The organism is Marinomonas posidonica IVIA-Po-181 (genome assembly GCF_000214215.1).
GTDB lineage: Bacteria > Pseudomonadota > Gammaproteobacteria > Pseudomonadales > Marinomonadaceae > Marinomonas > Marinomonas posidonica.
In genome coordinates, this window is record NC_015559.1 from 1,966,217 (window position 1) to 1,989,356 (window position 23,140).

Genomic DNA, 23,140 nt, shown 5'->3' on the forward strand with positions numbered 1-23,140 from the left:
AATAGAAAAACACATTAGCGAATGAAATCCGGAGCATGCCATAGAGAACATAACGAATTATGTTCGCATAAAACCGATCCGAACTTTATCGCACCATTGACACCGGCTGACTTATGGGTGACCCTAATTGTTTGTGCATTTGAATATAGTCAAGAAAACGCTTGCAAAATTTCAATCTTTGTTATGATCCGTACCAGCTAAACTTTCATTCGCTCAATAGAAAGAGCAAACTTTGGCCATGCTGACAATGTAATTTTTTGAATCAAATCTGTTTGCTTCAGTTTAATAAAAATATTTTGGGTACTAGCATCAATAGAGGCTTCTAACAAAAATTCGTCATAAATTTTCACCACCTCAAATTCACCCTGCCATAAAGATAGGCTAAATGAATTGTCTACCAAACCCAAAGTCAGTCTTAGTTTAGAGCCTTCCGAATCTTGAAAAAAGTATTGCTGATAAAGATCAGCATCTATCGAGTAATCACATCCAAAAGTAGAAATGAAATCATCCGAATCAGGAACGCTAATATCATTAGGTTTCAAACATTGGGAAGACATTAACTACCACCCTTAGGAATAATTGTTGACAGAGTTCTCGTACCATCAGCATTAACTTTGAAAGTAGAATTGAACTGTAAAAAGCCACCAGAACCAGAAAACAAAGATTGTCTTGTTTCAAACTTCAGAACTTTACCGTCAACTGTTTTTGTGAATTTATCTGTGATGTTAGAAGGGTCATTAACCACATCATCCAGATGATTCAAGATAACATTTCGGTCTGAAAGTGTATCATGAATACCAACTTTAGCTAGTTCGTCTTTTAGCTGCAAAGATCTAGCTGTGTTATGTGAGCCTGATGTAACCCTACCAAACATATAGTCATATTTACCACTAGCGATTTGGACATTTTTGTTCGTTACTGGAATTACGTTTCGATCAGGAGTAGAAAATTCTCCGTCACCATTAAACGATCCATTATCACCAGAAGCATTCGCTTTGGGTACTTCTTTCTTCGGAATTTGTTTTATTCCAGTACTAACAACTTTACCAGCACCCAATACACTAGTAGCAACTTCAATCCCTAAAACACTCGTCTTGACTTGCCCCTCTCCTTTAAGGACACCGGCTTCATAAAAGTCTCCTGCTCTAGCAGCAAGGTTTGAGGCAATATCTTTCTCTTCAATAGGCTTGACTTTATCTGAAGCATATTGGCCAACATCCGTAATGGCGTCGAACGTTTCGTCTATGATTCCATTGATAACTTGTGGCGCAGTCTCTAATGGATTTGACGTTAATAGATGAATAACACCATCTTTGACATCTTCTGCGGTTTGCTTCGTCTCTTTAAGAATACCCGCTTGACGTCCAAATTCCATTAACGCTTTATCATCGTCCGTTGCACTAATCGGATAGTTTTGATCATAAAACTCTCTTACTACCTGATCACTTCCCGTTTTATCAGATGCCTCCCCAATGAGCGCATCACCACCAATTAGTGAATTATTAAAGGCCAGACTTTGCTTATTCTCGTAATCCTTGACGCCATTGATGACATCTTCAGTACTGTAATTGGGTTCCACAACAGGAAGGTCACCAGTCAAGTAATCATCGCCCTCTAACGACTCAGCCAATACTTCCAATACACTGTCGTCTGGCACAAATCCATTGGCTTTCGCTTTCTCTTGAAAATCCTTATCTACGTAATATCGTAAATTATCGCCTAAGACTTTTTCCGCACGATTTTGCGTAATGCCGGTTTGTTCGGCATAGCCTTTACTCACATCTTTAATCGCAAGAATTTCTGATGCATAAAGCTGCCTGTGATCGACTTCGGCATTGCCAACTTTATTGGCATTATTAGTACCTTGCTGAACGCTGTAGCTGGCCACTTGTCGTTGATTGAAGCACTGCCTCCGGTGCTATCTAAGTCCCCACCCGCGGCTTGGTTGATGCGATCAGCCAGTTGGTTACCAAAGGCATCACCCAAAGCTTCCTGAGTATCTTCGCTATTGCTAAAGAGGATGCCGTTGCCTTTACCCTGAAAATCTTGTGTTTCCAGCACTTCATGACCCAAGGTGTCAATTTGGCTGGTTTTACTTTCTCCGTTCACGTCAAGATACATCTTGCCCGCTTCGCTGCTGTCTGTATCGACAACCACACCACCTTTGACATCCACTAAGCCGGTATCAGCTAAGGAACTACTGGTGGCCTTGGAACTTAAGATGGGTGTCTTGTTAAATTGTTGTCTTAGCTTTTGAGGAGAGTAGTCATAGGAACCTTACCGGCCACCAATGAGGTTCTTAACTTATTGGAAAGGTGAATCTTTTTGGGTGTGTCTTGCTAACTTATTGAAAAAACTAGCTTCTTAAGGTGTGTGTCCCAATAAGCACTCTCACTCACTTTGTAAGCCAACATTGGACGCCAATCTGAGTTATGAAGATAATCCGAGTAGGCTAACAGGACAGGCATGATAAAAACACACGTTTTACTTGGAAAAGTGGTAGAGTAAGCAGATCTATCACATCGATTTCAGAGTAATAGTATTCGACATAGACGCATTTTATCGTTTTCGTATTCAGGAAAACGAGCCATATCAGTAGGCTTAAAAATCACAGCGAAACAATGGCGAGAAGGACTCACACAATGCACAAAAACACTGCGTGAAGCATCGAGTATTTTGACGTGAAATTCGTGGGGATCCCTCAGACTCTGACCCCAATTATTTTTGAAGCAAACTCATCACCTACACCAAGTAGGGTTAACTTTGGTATTTTTGGGAACTCAAAATGAGCATTCTGCGACTATTTGTTATACCTCATACTTTTTCATAAAATCAAATTCATCTTCGTAACATACTAGCCGGTTCACTGGAAGCCACTCTTTAGGTAAATGAGGACTATCAACATTTAACTCATAGCCATATCGGATGGCTAATTTACTGTATTTCAATGCAGATGGCACAACCAAACCTTGCATATAAGCAGAACTGTCCCATCCCTTTCTATGATTCATTTTTCTTGGGCTGACGAGTTCTTTTATGACCGCCTCCATGCCTTGTACATCCCCTTTAGCCAACGCCAAATAAAACTGCTGGTCAATTAAGTAGACTTTTATTCCATTAGTTGGTGGGTTAGAAACAAAACGTTCCGCTCTTTCTCCCAACACATCCAACTGACCTTGCCAAGCTAAAATATTTTGCAACCTTGTAAAAGCTCCTTCTTTTACTATGTCAGTCTTCGCTGGATCTAATTCAATTTCATCCATTCGATGACCAAGCCAATCAATAAGTGGCTCATAGTCGGATAATATAAAAATTGCAGATTCTGAATTTATGTTGTGAGTTTCAAAACTATTATAAGGGGTGTGATTGCCAATATATTTTAATTTAAAAATGTTATAGCAGAGGTTTTTAAAAGTTTCTAGATCACCCCCATGAAACCAATGTGACATGGCTTTGGCTTCAAGGTAACGAGCTAAAAGCCTGAACAAAGCTGGTGAATGCTCTACCCCCTCTTCAATCATTTTACATATTTCTTCTAAACCTTCTGTAGAATTAAAGTCACTATTCACTTCATTATCGCAATGTTGTAAGCGAAACACCATTTTATCGTTTACTACTCTGGGAGTCATTATTAACCTCTTTGCTTATTACTTCGATGTTGTGTCAACTTTCACCGGCACAATTTTCACATCACCGGTCTTTTTATCGACGGCTGTAATCACAGATTTGATTGGAGCTCCATTTTTTATTGCTTGTGTTAGCGCTGTTTTTGCTTCGCCATCTGGTAAGCGACCCGCTGTTGTTTCTAGCCATTGTGAACTTAACTGTATCGTTGGGGCTTCACTATCACCACTTTTACCTAGCTGAGTGCCTCCTGATTTATTGAGTTGTTTTGAATCTACCACAACCATCGTAACACCGTCTTTATCTTGTACAATATGATCTAAACCTTTCTCTCCTGCATATTTATTACCACTTAGCTCTCTATAGCCTGATTGTGCCAAAAGGTCACTGGTTAACGCTTCCGTTTTTACACCACTTTGATCGCCGTTATTAATTATATCTTCTACTAGGGTTTGTTGTGTTTGTGTCTGATCATTCTTCTTAATTGTATTCGCTACTTCGTTAATTTTAGAGGCGTTTACATATCCATTACAGGTAGTTAGAGCACAACTATCGCTATCAAACTTAAAATTGTCTCTTTCAGAATTAATCGCTACTTCGGTCTTTTTCGCAGCTTGCTCTACTACCTCTTTCACAACAACGGCTGGCTTACCTAGATATAATTCTGGCACAAGAGCACCGCTTATCTCGCCAACCTTTCCTATCACCGAAGCATCCGATTGGGCCTGATTGTATCCAGCATTAAAAGCATCTGTACCAAAGATATCTCGTCTATCCAGTTCCGCTTCTATGCTAGCGTCATCGCTATCAGCAAACATTTCTTCTGGATGTTTTAAGGCATTAAGCGTATTCATCATCCCTGATGCCGCTTGTTTTGTTGTCTCTTCTGGGTTGGCAACGAGGGCTACTGCACCTTGAGCAACATCACCGACCAATTCATTGGCACTGTGTAACAGTGATAACGCTTCACCAGACACTTGTTCTGGTAAATCGGTAATAGAAACCGATCTAGGGTTATGTTGATCATAATATTCCCTAACAATTTGATCGTCTCCAGACTGAGATATTGCATCCCCTAAAAGCGGTTCAGCACCAATAGTTCTATCCTCAAACGTATCGGTATAAGTCTCTCCATATTGCTTTATCGCTTCGGTAATCTCATTGTTACTGTAGGAATCCTCATCACTTACAACAGGAACATCATTTAAGTTCGCTATGTAATCATCGCCCTCTAACGACTCAGCCAACACTTCCAATACACTGTCGTCTGGCACAAAACCACTGGCTTTGGCTTTCTCTTGGAAATCCTTATCCACGTAATAACGTAAGTTATCTCCTAAGACTTTTTCGGCATTGTTTTGAGTGATGCCAGCTTGCTCCGCATAGCCTTTACTCACATCTTTAATCGCAAGAATTTCTGATGCATAAAGCTGCCTGTGATCGACTTCGGCATTGCCAACTTTATTCGCATTATTGGTGCCTTGCTGAACGCTGTAGCTGGCCACTTGTCGTTGATTGAAGTCACTGCCTCCGGTGCTATCTAAGTCACCACCCGCGGCTTGGTTGATGCGATCAGCCAGTTGGTTACCAAAGGCATCACCCAAAGCTTCCTGAGTATCTTCGCTATTGCTAAAGAGGATGCCGTTGCCTTTACCCTGAAAATCTTGTGTTTCCAGCACTTCATGACCCAAGGTGTCAATTTGGCTGGTTTTACTTTCTCCGTTCACGTCAAGATACATCTTGCCCGCTTCGCTGCTGTCTGTATCGACAACCACACCACCTTTGACATCCACTAAGCCGGTATCAGCTAAGGAACTACTGGTGGTTTCTTTACCGTCATAGAGATTGATTTCACTTAGCTCTAACCCAAATTTGTCCTGCGCCAAATGCCCTAACGCTACGACGGCTTGGTTGTATTCTTCTTCGTTATCGCTCTTAAGCCCTGCCAGTATCTCGGCATTCTCAGGATTGCGTAACAGGTCGTTTTTAAGCTGTGTACCTTTGGCATTGTTCGCGAGGGTTTCCCCAAGATTTAACAAGCCTAAATCGTCTTTATCGTTGACTGTCGCGAGCGCTCGACCTATGTCTTCACCATGTTCATAGGTATCGGTAAAGTCATTCGCAATCTTCTGACGACCCGATTCCGTCAACATGTTGTTGTCCACCGTAAGGTTGGCGTTTAAGCCACCACGTTCAACGTCTTTAGTGATTTCTTGGCTGTTGATGACGTCTCGATTTAGGTCGGCAAAGGCTGTTTGTTCATCAATGTCTGTGCCACCGACCGTAACATTGCCCAGACCAATGGTCGCCTTGGTGGTTTGGGCTTTTTCATACCCATCGAAGTTAGCCCCAATGCTGGTGCTGTTTTTACTACCAGACAGGCTAATGCCTAAGTTTTTACTCTCATCAATGTCTTCGATATTGGACACTTTTAAGGTGTCAGTGGTCAGTGTCAGCTGGCCATTGTCTTCCCCTTGGGCATTGGTTGAAGCCAATACCGCGCCCGTCAGCTGAGTGTCTTTGGCTTTGATCTTGACTTGGCCACCAGTAATGCCACTTTGTTGAGCGACCCAAGCCCGTTCCGCTGCACTTTGGCTAGCGTTGATGCCAACACTGCTTACACTGCCACCACCGACACCAACATTGCCACCTAGGCTTTTGCTCGAACTACTAGAGGTATCTTGCAGGCTGGTTACAACAAGCTGGTCTGTGGTGATGTCAATACTGCCCGCATCCAGATTACCCCCTTCAATGGTCAGGCTATCACTGTTGCTGACCAAGCTACCAGCAGATAATTGGCTATTGCTGTATTGGATACTTTGGCTGTCACTGCTGCTTTTGCTGGCATTGACACTACCACTGAAGCCGCTGTTGGTACTGTAGCTGGCACTGCTTCCTTCACTGTGGCTTTCCGTACTTTCGGTGTAGGTGTTTTTGCCCGCGGTAATATTGATGTTGCTGGCATTCAGCGCAAGCTGCCCAGCCGTCGCAATGGCAGACCCTTCAACATTCAAGTTGTTATCACTGGTCAGGCTGGTATTACCACCCACCTGAATGCTAGACCCCTGCCATTGACCTTGGCTGGTCGTGGTGGAAGTGGTGTCGGTTTGCGTGGTGACGCCCGCCGTGGCGTAAAAGCCCGTTCCCGCGCTGGTTGCGGCGGCCGCCGCAGCGGCCGCACCGGAAGCCACTACCGCCGTGGTGGCACTGGCCACATTGGCCGTGGCAACGGCTAGGTTGGCTTTGTAGAAATCCAGATCGTTTTTCGGAAGCTTGCCCTCTGCCACTTTTTGTTTGGCTTCTTTATAGGCGGCTTTGGCGTCTTTCACAGCGTCTTTGGCTTGATCCAAGGCTCGCACCGCCAAGTAGATGTCCGCATAAGCGTTTTTCACACCCACGGTTAAGGTCTTGGTTTTGGTGATGCTGTCGTGGGTAGTATCGAGGGTGTCTTCACGACCGCCAACCAAGATATTCTTGCCTTCGATCTTAGCATCGTTCTGTACGCTGACATCACTGGCTATGATGGCGACATTGTTAGTCGCCTGAATGTTCAGGTTACCCGCTTGTAAATTTGAGCCCGCCCAGGTGTTAGCCGTGGTGGTGGTGCGTTCAGTTTGATCTGTTTCGGTCAGGCTGGCCAACGTCAACTCACCTTTTTCCGAAGAGAAGCTGGCGGCCTCACCAGAGACGGTTTGATCCGTGTGAGAAGTGGTAGTAACGCTACGCTCTTGCGCCGCATCAATGGTGACATTTTGTGCCGTTAAGTTGGCAGTATCGGTCACCGCCACCTGTGCTCCGATGAGCGTCAGGTCTTGTTGCGCGGTCAGGTCTAGATCGGTAGCCGCCAAGGTGCTGCTTTGTTGTGTGAGAGTATCCGTACGGGTGGCATCGGATTCACCCACCTTGATTTCCCCATGCACAAGACCCGCTGTCCCGACAGATACCACCGCTGCGATACCTTTGACAATGTCTTTAAACACGCCTCGGAAGCTGGAGGACGATTTACTCCACTCACTGTTTTCTAACGCCTGAGTGGTAATGTTGACGTTACCCGCTTGTTCGCCGTCGGCGTTCACGTATTGCCCTTGGGCGTTCTGCGTCACCGCCTCGGTGCCAATGGACAAGATGTTCTTAGCGGCCAAGATAGCGCCTTCCAAGGTGATGTTGCTGCCGCTGTTTAAGCTGACATTGCCACCGCTAATAAGATCACTGGTGACCGCCGTTTGTTTGATCGCACCTTGGTCTTTGGTTTTGACCTTAAAAGTGCCTTTTTTCTGTTTCTGGTAACGGTTGGACGTTTGGTCCACGGCACTCAGCAGCTGGATATCACCATCTGCTTGCAAGCTAACGTTGCCATCCGCGCTAGCTTTGGAACCCGACAACACCAGATCGTTCCCGCTGGCGATGCTTATGTTCCCACCAGAGGCGAGATTGGTACCTTGGTTGCTCAGACTCTCAGAGGTCGTTGTCGTGGTGGAACGTTTAGAAGACCCCCAGGAGCTTGATGTTTTCTTTTTCACTTGCTCATAGGATGAGTTGTGCGCTGTCTCTGTGGCCAACACCACATCACCGCCTGCGGCTAATGCAATGCCCTCATCACCGCTCAGAGTGGACCCTTTGGAAAAGATGTCGTTCTGGCTCACCAAAGTCAAAGTGCCGCCAGCACTCAAGTCGGTGCCCGTGATACTTTCATTATGAGTGCGGGTTTCAGTGGTGTTACCGCCACGGCCAACAAAGCTGTAGCTATCTTTAGTGTCTTTTGCTGCGAGTAAATCAATGTTGCCAGCGGATAAGGTCAAATCCTCCTGAGCGATAAGCTGAGCGCCCTCACTGGTTAACGTGTTACCCGCGTTGAGCTGAAGATTGTTTGCCGATAATGAGCTAACCTGATGAATTGTGCTAGAATCACTAAAGTAACTTCCCGCCTTGTTGCTATCGGTCACTTCAAGACTTGCAAGGGTAAAGTTGTTTCCGGCCTCGGCAAAAATTTGATCATCAGCATTCAAGTTACTGCCAATTAAACTAATATCGTTACCCGCTACTAGCTTAATATTCCCACCCTGTAATGATGCGGTTTCCCCTACCAAGGTTTGAGTACTTGAAAAGGAGCCAGATTGTGTATTGATAGTTTGACTCTGGGTTTCACTGGTGATGTTGCCACCCGCCACTAAACTTAAGGTGCCGCCCGCCTGCAGATTACCGCTATTATGTATGTCGCCTGTTGTCTTTAGTGAAGCCTCACTGCCTGCACTCATTGAGCCACTGTTAGTGATATTGTCGCCCTGTAAGGATAGGTCAACACTCGCCATCATGGTCCCTGAGTTGGCAATATCACCGTCCACGTCAATATCAATTGTATTGGCCGCAATTAACGATCCATCGGATCTCAGCACCATGTCTGAAACATTCGGAAAATAGACTTTAGGAACTAAGGCTTGCTGCGGCCCGCTGGCCGTTTGAACCGTTTCTTCGACCATCCAGACGATTGGTTGCGTTAACTTGGCAATTTGCCCATAGCCTAACTCAACCCCCGGACTTAACTTAAGGTCTTCATACTCCTCTAGAGCGTTGTCCATTAAGGCCGCATAGGTGGATTCTATGTCCACTTGTTCAGGCAAGTTTTGATAACCTGTGTAGGATAAAATCTGATCTCTTACCAGTTTTTGTTCTAAATAACCATCTCCTAAACGTGAAGCCGTTTTACCGGTTCTGCCCTGATCATCTCCTATCATCTTATTGAGTAGGTAATCGGATGAGATGAAGGTTTTATAATTGGTGAATAATGGATTAGTTTGGACTAGGTAACCTGATTCCGGGTTCTCCGACGCCGAGAAAAGAGCACTTTGAACAAATTCATCGACACTTAGGTCTTTAAATATCTCGTCTCGACGGGATTTAATAATGTTTAAATCCAGCTTATTCACCGATGGTGTATCTTGCTTATCAGCCATTGCCGGTTGAGATTTATCAGAAGACGCAGAGTCTCCAGAGTCCCTTTCTTCGGACATACTTTCATTCAATTGAGTTTGAGCAATGGATGTGTCATCTGACTCGGTTGTGCTTGCCGCCAATTGAGTTTGGGCAATGGATGTGGAATCTGACTCGGTTGTACTTGCATTCAATTTTGCTTGGGCAATGGATGTTCCATCTAACTCGGTCGTGCTTGCATTCAATTCTGTTTGGGTAAGGGACGTGTCATCGGATTTTGTCGTGCTTGCATTCAATTGCGTTTGAGCATGGGTAGTATCACCTGACTCGGTCGCGCTTGCAGCCAATTCTGTTTGGGTAAGGGACGTGTCATCGGATTTTGTCGTGCTTGCATTCAATTGCGTTTGAGCATGGGTAGTATCACCTGACTCGGTCGCGCTTGCAGCCAATTCTGTTTGGGTAAGGGACGTGTCATCGGATTTTGTCGTGCTTGCAGCCAATTCTGTTTGCGCAATGGATGTGGAATCTGAATCATCGATTGAGGCAGTAATAATTTCATCCACTGAGCCAACATTTGATACGTTTCCGGCTTTACCGGTTATCTTTCCGCCAGCAGTAAAAGTAGCAGAGGCCAATGTTTTTGTATTATTTACTGTTTTATTATAACCACGTGTTTTCGTTTCATATTTTCTTTTACATTTTTTCTTGCCGTACCAGTTTCGTTTACATGATTTCCAGGTTCTATAGAGATAATCGGTTCCTTTTTTAACATTTTTATTGGTGACAACTGAGCTAACATTATTGACTTGCCCTGAATTAAAATTCAGATTTCCTACTGCACTAATAGTGGAATACAAGTTATCAATGTACGCATTGATGCTGATATTACCACCGGACAGTATGTAGCCCTGTTTACTATCAGCAGACACAGAATAATTGGTAATGGTTTCGGTATAATTACGTTTTGCATCATAGTATCCACTAGGGGCACTAAAGCTGACATTATTATGATTTTTTGTAGTAACTGTTTTTTTAACGCTAAATAAACGTTTTTTGTTTAGCAATTTTTTCGCGTTAATGATGAGATTCCCACCAGTCTCAATGGTCGAAGAACTGTTTAACAAGGTACTGTTTGTTTTTAAGTTTCCTGTATTAAAGCTATATAGAACACCACCGTTCTCATTATTAATGTTGCCATTGGTAACGATAGATAAGTCATTGCGCCCTAATATTAGTGCATTGCTACCCTTATTCCCCAAAGCATTGGCATGGATAGCAACATTGTTTCCAGCAATCCCACCGGTATTAGACAGACTGGACGAGGCGTCTATGTCTAACGTGCCATTTTTAGCATAAAGTACGCCGTTAGCGTTATTACTGACGCGTTGAGCAACAATCTTAATGTCATTAAGCGATTCAACATTGGCATCAAGATTGTAGAAATTGCCTTTGGTATCAATGGTTAATACATTATTCGCTTTGATCGACGCGCCATTTTCATTTTTTAAATCATTATCTATTTTCAACGTGAGGTCGTTAGTCGATAACAATTCACTGCTGGCCGTATTGTTTAAAAGTGAAGCAGAATTAATTTCCAAATCATGCCCAGAAAGGCGACTCTTATTATCTAAATGCTCCGTTTCAATAATCAATGACTGATTTTGAGCTAAAACTGAACCAGAATTTACAAACTGATGGCTGTTAACCTCAATGCCTTGAACAGCCTCAATATCACTATTCGAATTCGTAAGGTTACCTTCCACATCAAAGGTTAACTGTGTTCCTGCATGAATCAGTGCACCCTCTTTATTCGCCACATCGCCTGTGATGTTGAGATCAAGCTTGTCTGTTGAGTAAACTTTACCGCTCGCCGTGCTGTTGCTCAGTCCTGTCGCATCGATGGTGATGCCTTTGCCCGCCAACGTGCCTTGGTTATCAACTTGGTTGGTTTCAATATTGAGCGCTTTATTTTGCGCAAGGATCGTCCCGGAACTGGTCAGGTTTTGGCTCTTAATATCGACCTGACTCAAGGCTTCAATGGTGGCATCTGTATTGGTTAAATTGCCATCGGCATCCAGAGTCATTTCGCTGTCGGCATGAACTAAAGCACCGTCTGCATTCGTCACGTCGCCTATAATGTTGAGATCAAGCTTGTCTGTTGAGTAGATCTTGCCGCTCGCCGTGCTGTTGCTCAGTCCTGTCGCATCGATGGTGATGCCTTTGCCCGCTAAGGTGCCTTGGTTGGTAACTTGATTGGTGTGTATTGTTAAGCTTTCATTTTGCGCAAGAATCGTCCCGGAGCTGGTCAAATTCTGGCTCTTAATATTAACCTGACTCAAGGCTTCGATGGTGGCATCTGTATTGATTAAATTGCCATCGGCATCCAGAGTCATTTCGCTGTCGGCATGAACTAAAGCTCCATCTGCATTCGTCACATTACCTGTGATGTTGAGATCAAGTTGGTCGGTTGAATAGATTTTCCCGTTTGCGGTACTGTTGGTCAGTTCGGTGGCATTAACCGTGATGCCTTTGCCTGCCAACGTACCTTGGTTGTCAACTTGGTTGGTTTGAATCGTTAGAGCACCATCTTGTGCTAATACCGTACCGGAACTAGTCAGGTTCTGACTCTTAATATCAACCTGATTCAAGGCTTCAATCGTGGCATCTGTATTGGTCAATTCACCCGAGGCGGTGTCATCACCTGCATCCAATGTTAATCCGGTGTTCGCGTGAAGTAACGCTCCGCCAGTATTCGTCACGTCACCTATGATGTTCAGATCAAGTTGGTCTGTTGAGTAGATTTTCCCGTTTGCTGTGCTGTTGGTCAGAGCATTGGCGTTAACAATGATGCCTTTGCCCGCTAAGGTGCCTTGGTTGGTAACTTGATTGGTGTGTATTGTTAAGCTTTCATTTTGCGCAAGAATCGTCCCGGAGCTGGTCAAATTCTGGCTCTTAATATCGACCTGACTCAAGGCTTCAATGGTGGCATCTGTATTGGTTAAATTGCCATCGGCATCCAGAGTCATTTCGCTGTCGGCATGAACTAAAGCACCGTCTGCATTCGTCACGTCGCCTGTAATGTTGAGATCAAGCTTGTCTGTTGAGTAGATTTTCCCGTTTGCTGTGCTGTTGGTCAGAGCATTGGCGTTAACAATGATGCCTTTGCCCGCTAAGGTGCCTTGGTTGGTAACTTGATTGGTGTGTATTGTTAAGCTTTCATTTTGCGCAAGAATCGTCCCGGAGCTGGTCAAATTCTGGCTCTTAATATTAACCTGACTCAAGGCTTCGATGGTGGCATCTGTATTGATTAAATTGCCATCGGCATCCAGAGTCATTTCGCTGTCGGCATGAACTAAAGCTCCATCTGCATTCGTCACATTACCTGTGATGTTGAGATCAAGTTGGTCGGTTGAATAGATTTTCCCGTTTGCGGTACTGTTGGTCAGTTCGGTGGCATTAATCGTGATGCCTTTGCCTGCCAACGTACCTTGGTTGTCAACTTGGTTGGTTTGAATCGTTAGAGCACCATCTTGTGCTAATACCGTACCGGAACTGGTGACGTTTTTCGCGGTGATGTCGATCTCATTAAGCGCTTCAATGGTACTGTCAGTATTCGTGAGGTTGCCATCGGCGTCTAACATTAACGTTGAATCGGCATGAACTAAGGCACTGTCTTGGTTGGTGATATTTCCTTGAATATTCAGATCTACTGCATCGGTTGAGTAAATCTTACCGCTCGCCGTTCTGTTGGTCAGTTCCGTGGCATTAATCGTGATGCCTTTGCCCGCCAACGTACCTTGGTTGTCAACTTGGTTGGTTTGGATGGTTAGGGCACCATCTTGTGCTAGAACAGTACCGGAACTGGTTACATTTTCCGCTGTGATGTCGATTTCATTGAGCGCTTCGATGGTGGAGTCAGTGTTTATCAGATTGCCATCGGCATCCAGAGTCATTTCGCTGTCGGCGTGAACTAAAGCACCGTCTGTATTCGTCACGTCGCCTGTGATGTTGAGATCAAGCTTGTCTGTTGAGTAAACTTTACCGCTCGCCGTGCTGTTACTCAGTCCTGTCGCATCGATGGTGATACCTTTACCCGCCAGCGTGCCTTGGTTGTCAACTTGGTTAGTTTGGATGATTAAAGCACCATCTTGCGCTAAGACGGTACCGGAACTGGTGACGTTTTTCGCGGTGATGTCGATCTCATTAAGCGCTTCAATGGTACTGTCAGTATTCGTGAGGTTGCCATCGGCGTCTAACATTAACGTTGAATCGGCATGAACTAAGGCACTGTCTTGGTTGGTGATATTTCCTTGAATATTCAGATCTACTGCATCGGTTGAGTAAATCTTACCGCTCGCCGTTCTGTTGGTCAGTTCCGTGGCGTTAATTGTGATGCCTTTACCCGCCAGCGTACCTTGGTTGTCAACTTGGTTAGTTTCAATATTGAGCGCTTCATTTTGCGCAAGGATCGTCCCTGAGCTGGTCAGATTCTGACTCTTTATATCAACCTGATTCAAGGCTTCAATCGTGGCATCTGTATTGGTCAATTCACCCGAGGCGGTGTCATCACCTGCATCCAATGTTAATCCGGTGTTCGCGTGGAGTAACGCTCCGCCTGTATTCGTCACGTTTCCAGCGATGTTTAGATCAAGATTTTTTGTTGAGTAAACTTTGCCATTAGCCGTGCTGTTGCTCAGTTCCATGGCGTTAATCGTGATGCCTTTACCCGCTAAGGTGCCTTGGTTGTCAACCTGGTTGGTTTGGATGGTTAGAGCACCATCTTGCGCTAAGACTGTGCCAGAACTGGTTACATTTTCCGCTGTAATGTCGATCTCATTGAGCGCTTCGATGGTGCTGTCAGTATTCGTGAGGTTGCCATCGGCGTCTAACATTAACGTTGAATCGGCATGAACTAAGGCACTGTCTTGGTTGGTGATATTTCCTTGAATATTCAGACCTACTGCATCGGTTGAGTAAATCTTACCGCTCGCCGTTCTGTTGGTCAGTTCCGTGGCATTAATCGTGATGCCTTTACCCGCTAAGGTGCCTTGGTTGTCAACTTGGTTGGTTTGGATGGTTAGGGCACCATCTTGTGCTAGAACAGTACCGGAACTGGTTACATTTTCCGCTGTGATGTCGATTTCATTGAGCGCTTCGATGGTGGAGTCAGTGTTTATCAGGTTTCCATCAGCGTCTAAGGTCATACTGCTGTCGGCGTGAACTAAAGCACCGTCTGCATTCGTCATGTCGCCTGTAATGTTAAAATCAAGCTTGTCGGTTGAATAGAGTTTGCCGTTTGCTGTGCGGTTGGTCAGTCCTGTCGCATCGATGGTGATGCCTTTACCCGCTAAGGTGCCTTGGTTGGTAACTTGATTCGTCTCAATGTTAAGCGCTTTATTTTGCGCAAGGATCGTCCCCGAGCTAGTCAGATTCTGACTCTTAATATCAACCTGACTCAAGGCTTCTATGGTGGAACCTGTATTCGTGACGTTGCCTTCGGCGTCTAAGGCCAAATCAGTATTGGCGTGAACTAAAGCACCGTTTGTATTGGTCACGTCGCCTGTGATGTTGAGATCAAGTTTGTCAGTTGAATAAACTTTACCGCTCGCCGTTCTGTTGGTCAGTTCCGTGGCGTTAATCGTGATGCCTTTACCCGCTAAGGTGCCTTGGTTGTCAACCTGGTTGGTTTGGATGGTTAGAGCACCATCTTGCGCTAAGACTGTGCCAGAACTGGTTACATTTTCTGCTGTAATGTCGATCTCATTGAGCGCTTCGATGGTGCTGTCAGTATTCGTGAGGTTGCCATCGGCGTCTAACATTAACGTTGAATCGGCATGAACTAAGGCACTGTCTTGGTTGGTGATATTTCCTTGAATATTCAGATCTACTGCATCGGTTGAGTAAATTTTGCCGTTTGCTGTGCTGTTGGTCAGAGCATTGGCGTTAACAATGATGCCTTTGCCCGCTAAGGTGCCTTGGTTATTAACTTGGTTGGTTTGGATGGTTAAAGTACCATCTTGCGCTAAAACCGTTCCAGTACTGGTCAGATTCTGACTCTTGATATCGATCTGATCCAAGGCTTCTATGGTGGAACCTGTATTGGTGACGTTGCCTTCGGCGTCTAAGGCCAAATCAGTATTGGCGTGAACTAAAGCACCGTTTGTATTGGTCACGTCGCCTGTGATGTTGAGATCAAGTTTGTCAGTTGAATAAACTTTACCGCTCGCCGTTCTGTTGGTCAGTTCCGTGGCGTTAATCGTGATGCCTTTACCCGCTAAGGTGCCTTGGTTGTCAACCTGGTTGGTTTGGATGGTTAGAGCACCATCTTGCGCTAAGACTGTGCCAGAACTGGTTACATTTTCCGCTGTAATGTCGATCTCATTGAGCGCTTCGATGGTGCTGTCAGTATTCGTGAGGTTGCCATCGGCGTCTAACATTAACGTTGAATCGGCATGAACTAAGGCACTGTCTTGGTTGGTGATATTTCCTTGAATATTCAGATCTACTGCATCGGTTGAGTAAATTTTGCCGTTTGCTGTGCTGTTGGTCAGAGCATTGGCGTTAACAATGATGCCTTTGCCCGCTAAGGTGCCTTGGTTATTAACTTGGTTGGTTTGGATGGTTAAAGTACCATCTTGCGCTAAAACCGTTCCAGTACTGGTCAGATTCTGACTCTTGATATCGATCTGATCCAAGGCTTCTATGGTGGAACCTGTATTGGTGACGTTGCCTTCGGCGTCTAAGGCCAAATCAGTATTAGCGTGTACTAAAGCACCGTTTGTATTGGTCACGTCGCCTGTGATGTTGAGGCCAAGTTGGTCTGTTGAATAGACTTTTCCGTTTGCCGTGCTGTTGCTCAGTCCTGTCGCATCGATGGTGATGCCTTTACCCGCTAAGGTGCCTTGGTTGGTAACTTGATTCGTTTCAATGTTAAGCGCTTCATTTTGCGCAAGGATTGTCCCAGAGCTGGTCAAATTCTGGCTCTTAATATTAACCTGACTCAAGGCTTCGATGGTGGAGTCTGTATTGGTCAATTCACCCGAGGCGGTGTCATCACCTGCATCCAATGTTAATCCGGTGTTCGCGTGAAGTAACGCACCGTCTTGGTTAGTAATATTACCTAAAATGGTTAGATCGAGTTTGTCCGTTGAGTAGACTTTCCCGTTTGCAGTACTGTTGCTCAGTCCTGTCGCATCAATGGTGATGCCTTTGCCCGCCAACGTGCCTTGGTTATCAACTTGGTTGGTTTGGATGGTTAAAGTACCATCTTGCGCTAAAACCGTTCCAGTACTGGTCAGATTCTGACTCTTGATATCGATCTGATCCAAGGCTTCTATGGTGGAACCTGTATTGGTGACGTTGCCTTCGGCGTCTAAGGCCAAATCAGTATTGGCGTGAACTAAAGCACCGTTTGTATTGGTCACGTCGCCTGTGATGTTGAGGCCAAGTTGGTCTGTTGAATAGACTTTTCCGTTTGCCGTGCTGTTGGTCAGTTCGGTGGCATTAATAGTGATCCCTTTGCCTGCCAGCGTGCCTTGGTTATCCACTTGATTCGTCTCAATGTTGAGCGCTTCATTTTGCGCAAGGATCGTCCCTGAACTGGTCAAGTTCTGACTCTTAATATCAACCTGATTCAAGGCTTCAATGGTGGAGTCAGTATTGGTCAATTCACCCGAGGCGGTGTCATCACCTGCATCCAATGTTAATCCGGTGTTCGCGTGAAGTAACGCACCGTCTGCATTCGTCACGTTTCCAGCGATGTTGAGATCAAGCTTGTCGGTTGAATAGAGTTTTCCGTTTGCTGTGCTGTTGGTCAGAGCATTGGCGTTAACAATGATGCCTTTGCCAGCTAAGGTGCCTTGGTTAGTAACTTGATTGGTATCTATTGTTAAGCTTCCATCTTGCGCTAAGACGGTACCGGAACTGGTGACATTTTCCACTGTGATGTCGATCTCATTGAGCGCTTCAATGGTGCTGTCAGTATTCGTGAGGTTGCCTTCGGCGTCTAACGTTAACGTTGAATCGGCATGAACTAAGGCACTGTCTTCGTTAATGAGGGTACCTTCAACATTTAGTATTACGGCATCGGTTGAGTAAATCTTACCGCTTGCCGTGCTGTTGCTCAGTCCTGTCGCATCAATGGTGATGCCTTTGCCTGCCAGCGCGCCTTGGTTAACCAGATCGCCACTATTGATCGTCAAGGCTCCGCTTTGAGCGAGAATAGTGCCGGAAGAAGTGAGGTCTTGACCTGTAATATTGACCTGACTCAAGGCTTCAATGGTGGCATCTGTATTGGTTAAATTACCTTCGACCTCCAAGATCAGATCGGTGTCCGCATGAACTAACGCTCCGTCTTGGTTAGTAATATTACCTAAAATGGTTAGATCGAGTTTATCCGTTGAGTAGATTTTCCCGTTTGCAGTACTGTTAGTCAGTTCGGTGGCATTAATCGTGATGCCTTTGCCCGCTAAGATGCCTTGGTTATCCACTTGCCCTGTCGTGAGAATCAAGGCGTCGTTTTGTGTTGAGAGGCTCCCCGTATTGATGAGGCTTTGTGCTTCGATGTTCAATGTCTCTAAGGACTCAATGGCCCCGGTGAGGTTGGTCAGTTGCCCTTGTGCTGTTATGGTTAATTGATCATCGGACGCGACGGTAGCGCCATCCTGATTGGTTAGGTCCCCCGTGGTGGTGAGCGTCAATTGATCCACAGCAAAAATCTGGCTGCTTTCCCCAGTATTGTTTAGGGTGCTGGTGTCGACCTTAAGTGTCTTCCCTGCGACTGTGCCTTGGTTCTCAAAATGGTGGCTGGTTAGGCCCACGTCTCCGTTTTGACTAAGCAGTTTGGCACCATCAAGATTCTGTAAGGTTTGTGTTTTCAGAGCCATCGCACTGGTGGCTTGGATGGAGGCATCCGCCCCCTTGTTAGTCATTTCTTCTGTACTGTCTATGGTGAGGCGGTTGGCCAGAATGGCCCCTGTGTTCTCGATGTTATTGGCCTGAATCCTAACCGCATCAGCACTTAAGGTGGCACTGTGAACAAGGTTGCCTTGGGTATCCAACACCATGTCGTCGACGGCTTTGACTTCACCGCCCAAATTGACCCCTAAACCTTTTTCGGTACCAATCAAGCGAATGCGGTTGGCGTACATGCCGCCAATGGCCGCCACATCCAACGCGAATTCTTCCCGTTCCCCACTGGATCGAGCGGTGACGGACTTGTCTTGATAGTTAATGCGGTTGTCACCGGTAATGATGGTGACGTTATCGGCCCAGAGTTTGGCATTGAGTTTGACACTGCGCGCCAAGATATCCAATTCGTCGGTGTTGGTATCGTTTAGCCCCTGGCCGGTAATGGCGATGTCGCCACGGGACACATCAAAGCCCGACAAGCCACCCGCACCATCAAACAAGGCTTGCCCTGTGGTCAAGGTGCCACGGGTAGTATTGATGAAACCACAGCCATTACAGGTGATGCCATTTTGGTTGGCGATGATCAGCTCTGCGGACTTCCCTGCGATTTCCATGTAGCCGTTCAAGGCACTGCGACTGTTGCCGGTCACTTCATTGAGAATGATGCTGGCGCTCTTGCCCCCTAAACGGGCATTGCCGTCTATGTAACCAGCGAGTTCGGTTTTGGCGATGTCGGTGGCGTTGTTAAAGATCAGGCCTTTGCTTTCGACATTGAGTGTTTCATATTCGTTACGAGACACGCCTTTTGAAGAAGGCGCATTGATGTTGACGATTGGAATGCCGCTGGCTGAAGTATCAAATGCTGGTGCATGTGCGCTGTTTGAGGCAGCAGTCGCACCCTGTGCCAACAAGACACCAGGCGCAGACAAGTACGCCGACAACATAATCTGAGCGATGTATTTTTGGTTTCGTCGGCAAGGCGACAAGAGTGAAACATGAGAAGAGGATGAAACAAGCTTTAGGGGCTGTATTTTATAAGAAGCACGGCGAACAGGCTTTTTTGGCCATGGAACAATGTCAGAAATGCAATGTTTGATGACTCGCAGTAATGTCAACATAAATCTCTTCCTTAAGTTTATACTTTCTTTCAATACAATATGATTTCAGCAACATTAACCACGTTCTGCTCAAAATTGAGCAGATAACATTGCACTGACTTTATAATCATGCGCTTTAGCGTATGGGCCATATTCAATAAAGGGTTCAGAAACAGAGAGGTCATAATTCATGCCCATCGCCTGCCCTTTCAAACCAAAGGTTAACCCCATTAAGGTACGACTTGTTTCTTCTTCAGCTCCATCACCGGACACTTGTCCAACATCTAACCCTAAATACGGAGAAAACGAGGATTCCATTATCTTCAAAGGCAGCGTGACATCATTTTTTAAGCGCCAACCATGTTCTGCACTTAATGATTCATCGCTATCAAACCCTCTGACTGTGTATCGCCCACCGTTTGAAAACCAGTCTAAGGAGTAAATGGCCGTGTCCGCATACTGAGCAAACAAACGTCCCGTATAACTCATTGACTGACCAAAGACAGTAAACGGGCTACTTAATGAAACTGACAATGAGTAGAAACGATAATCTGGCTGAGCAGTCTCTTCATCGCCATCTGGATCCAGCTTATCTGCTCCCAACCAATCCTCTATTCCTTGGTGAACATCAAGCGAAAAATCAAAGACATTCCGACCAATAAAGTGACGATAACCCAACCCCAAGCTCAATTCTGTCAGGTTACGTCGTTGGGCCTCAATCTCAGCATCCTCAATATAACTTCGCCTTAGTCTGGTTTTTAACGCACTGTTTAAGGTTAGCTTCACCTTATTATTGCGCAGCACAACATAGTCAAGACTTAACTTATCGTCCCGACTGTTACCACTTAACTCAAAGCTTCTAACACTGCCTTCAGTGATTTGTCGGTAATCTGAACGACTGTTTGAATAACCAAAAAGCCCATAACCTAAAGGCACAGTCCAAGAAAAAGACTGGCTATTCGATTCACCCATCGCTCCCTCTTTTGCAGCCGACATAGACACAGTGAAAGCGTCCTGCGCACCGATAAAATTATCAATTGTGGTGTTGATCGACAGTGGATATCTTCCGGTAGACACACTGCCACTGTCGTCTACCGACGCATTCATCGACCAAGGTTTTGTCTGCTTTAACTCTGCCACTAAAATACTGGCGTTTGGATAAGTACCAGGTTGAATTTTAAATTCCACTTCTTGTGATTGGAGACGACTCAACTGCTCAACCGCTTGCTCCATATCGCGTAAATTCAGTACCTTGCCTTCCTCTATGGGCAAAGCATTTTGCCAAAAGAAGCGGTAATTCTCTGGAAACACAATCCGCTCAACAACCCCCTCTTGAATCGTCACACTGACCGTATGAGAAGCAATATTCTGTTCTGGCAACACCGCCCTGGATGTCACATACCCTTCAGCCAACAACTTTTGATTAATCAGTCGGACATAAGCTTTTAAGGTCTGAAAACCAACGCATTCGCCTAGATACTGTTCACCCTGAGCTAATGCCCAATCGGATAGCAAGCCATCAATATTTAAATGATCAATAACAAAACACACTTCCTCTTCCGTTGGCTGCGGCAAACTTTGTACTTGAGGTAGCTGTATAGGAGGGGTCGCTTCTTTTAAACTTTTATCAAATGCTTCTTCAGTGGCTTTATCACGAAGCCGCCAATCAGTTTGATTACGAAGGGATTCTTCTTGTGCAGAAAGGGAAAGGTTAGATAGACAAACAAAATACAATGCCGTTAACCCAGTAATAAAAGTCCGTTTTTGCACCTAAAATCCCACTTAATTCACCTAAACTCACTTAATTACACTTAAACACACTTAAGCGCACTTTGATTTACTTTATTTTACACAAAACAAGAAAGAGAACAATTCATATTCATTTGTTTTTACCAAATGAAAGAAGTTGAAACAGTGAAAATAAAATAATTACTTTAAAAACAAAAATTTAAGCTAGTAAAAATATCAGCAAAAAAAAAGCCAACCCTCTAATGAGAGTTGGCTTTTTCTTAAACTAGCTAGTTACTTATTCGCGCTAACTCACTTTCACAGGAGCTTTGCCTTTGCCAATACGGCCAATTAGGAAACCACCGAGCAGACCCAGTAAGATAGCGATGGTCCAGTAGCCATATTTTTCAAATAAGTTGGTATTGATTAAGGCTAGGCTCTGGTTTTCTTGGTACACCAGCCTAGGTATGGTCTGATTGTTAAAACTCATTTGTTGACGGACTAAGAGGTTCATCTCGGCTTCTGGTTTTTCGTTCAGTCCCGTCAAACGCCAGCGCCATTGTAGCCGCCCAGCTTGCACATTGGCTCTCACTTTAGCATTGCTGATCATTTGAATTTCACTGTCAGTAATTAACTCAGCCTCATAGCTCTGCCCTAACACTGGCTGGGCAACAGAAGCCGTTACCAGGATTTCAAAGGTATTGTTAAGCGCCATTTCATTGGGTAATTGCCAATTCACGGCACGAATACTAGAGGCCAACTGTAAATCCATGGAGTGACTTTCTGCCTGCAAAGAAATGGTATCGTTTTCTAACACTCCAAGATCATTTTTAAGTTTTGCCAAGGCCTCGTTAAGGTCGGTCACTTGTTGATTCTTCTCATTCAGGCTCGCTTGTGCAGTCGCTAATTGCTCAGCCAAACGTGTATTGTTTGCTTGCGCTGTTGCCAATTTTTGGTCCATTGCCAACCATCTCGCCTCCATATCAGCATGACTATCAATGGCACCTTCTAGTGAAATAACTTGAGCCCTGTAATCTTTTAATGCCATTTCTTGCTGACGTATCTTTGCCTGATAGTCCGCAATGCTAGCCTGAAGTGATGAGATTTGTTCTGCTTGCGCCTGTTCACGAGCATTGGATTCAGAGGGCGCAATTGATAATTGGTTATATTGCTTTCTTAGCAACTGATGCTCTTCACGAGCAGCAGCTAACTGGCTAGCGAGAAAGGTGTTTTGCTGACGTAATTGCACCACTTGTTGTTGCAAGCTTTGCTTTTCATCCAGAGCCGATAAATAGTGTTGCTGCCATTCTTCACTTTGACTGGATTCGTTTACCAATTGTGTTATTTTTTCATTAAGGGTGGCGTTTTCAGCGCTTAATTGTTGGATTTGTTCTTGTAGCTGGCTGTTCTCAAACTGTAATGCTTGATAGCGAGACTCTAATGCATCACGCTTGGTTTTTTCTTGCTCAAGGTCCAGTAAGGCTTCCGCACTGGTACCATCCGTTTCTAATTGTGCAATTCGTTGATCTTTCTCATCCAGCAACGAGCTTAAACGGTCAAGTTCAGCCTGGTTCTTTGACAAAGCTTCTTCCAGTGCTTGAACATCAGACGAATCAGCTGCTGTTTGCTCTGGATCAGGTATATCATTTCCTTGGTTAGTCGACATTTCCATGTCTTGTGATGTTTCTCCGCTACCTGAATCTTGACTTGATGTGGTACTACAAGCCGATAGCATTAAGCCTACTGCAACGGGAACCCATAACGCCGTATGTGCTTTCATCGTTCACTCCTTAAAATTTAAGGTTGATCACCCTTATGCCAGAATTAAGTATAGATTGCAAAAACGATGTAAA

The 23,140-nt window shown here is 45.0% G+C and carries 7 protein-coding genes; all 7 read right to left on the minus strand.

Translation table 11 applies throughout. The features are described from left to right. Window positions 1–197: 197 nt before the first annotated feature. On the minus strand, window positions 198–557 hold the full coding sequence (locus tag MAR181_RS09275; RefSeq protein WP_013796328.1) for a hypothetical protein: 360 nt from the start codon (window positions 555–557) through the stop codon (window positions 198–200). Beyond that, complete coding sequence (locus MAR181_RS09280; RefSeq protein WP_171810314.1) at window positions 557–1,888, minus strand: hypothetical protein; 1,332 nt, start codon at window positions 1,886–1,888, stop codon at window positions 557–559. The genes MAR181_RS09275 and MAR181_RS09280 overlap by 1 nt, the downstream gene beginning before the upstream one ends. Continuing rightward, on the minus strand, window positions 1,777–2,175 hold the full coding sequence (locus tag MAR181_RS09285; protein WP_013796330.1) for a hypothetical protein: 399 nt from the start codon (window positions 2,173–2,175) through the stop codon (window positions 1,777–1,779). The genes MAR181_RS09280 and MAR181_RS09285 overlap by 112 nt, the downstream gene beginning before the upstream one ends. Window positions 2,176–2,807: 632 nt before the next feature. Next, window positions 2,808–3,629 carry an Imm49 family immunity protein gene (locus MAR181_RS18080; protein WP_013796331.1) on the minus strand — a complete coding sequence of 274 codons (822 nt, stop codon included), beginning with the start codon at window positions 3,627–3,629 and terminating at the stop codon, window positions 2,808–2,810. 18 nt (window positions 3,630–3,647) lie between these two features. Then, the gene (locus tag MAR181_RS09295; RefSeq protein ID WP_013796332.1) at window positions 3,648–19,580 is read right to left on the minus strand and encodes a two-partner secretion domain-containing protein; all 15,933 of its coding nucleotides are present in this window, start codon (window positions 19,578–19,580) and stop codon (window positions 3,648–3,650) included. Between the two features lie 69 nt (window positions 19,581–19,649). Next, window positions 19,650–21,329, minus strand: a complete 1,680-nt coding sequence (locus tag MAR181_RS09300; RefSeq protein WP_013796333.1) for a ShlB/FhaC/HecB family hemolysin secretion/activation protein — start codon at window positions 21,327–21,329, stop codon at window positions 19,650–19,652. Between the two features lie 265 nt (window positions 21,330–21,594). After that, entirely contained in the window at window positions 21,595–23,067 is a 1,473-nt protein-coding gene (locus tag MAR181_RS09305) for a coiled-coil domain-containing protein (RefSeq protein WP_013796334.1), read from the minus strand. Window positions 23,068–23,140 lie beyond the last annotated feature (73 nt).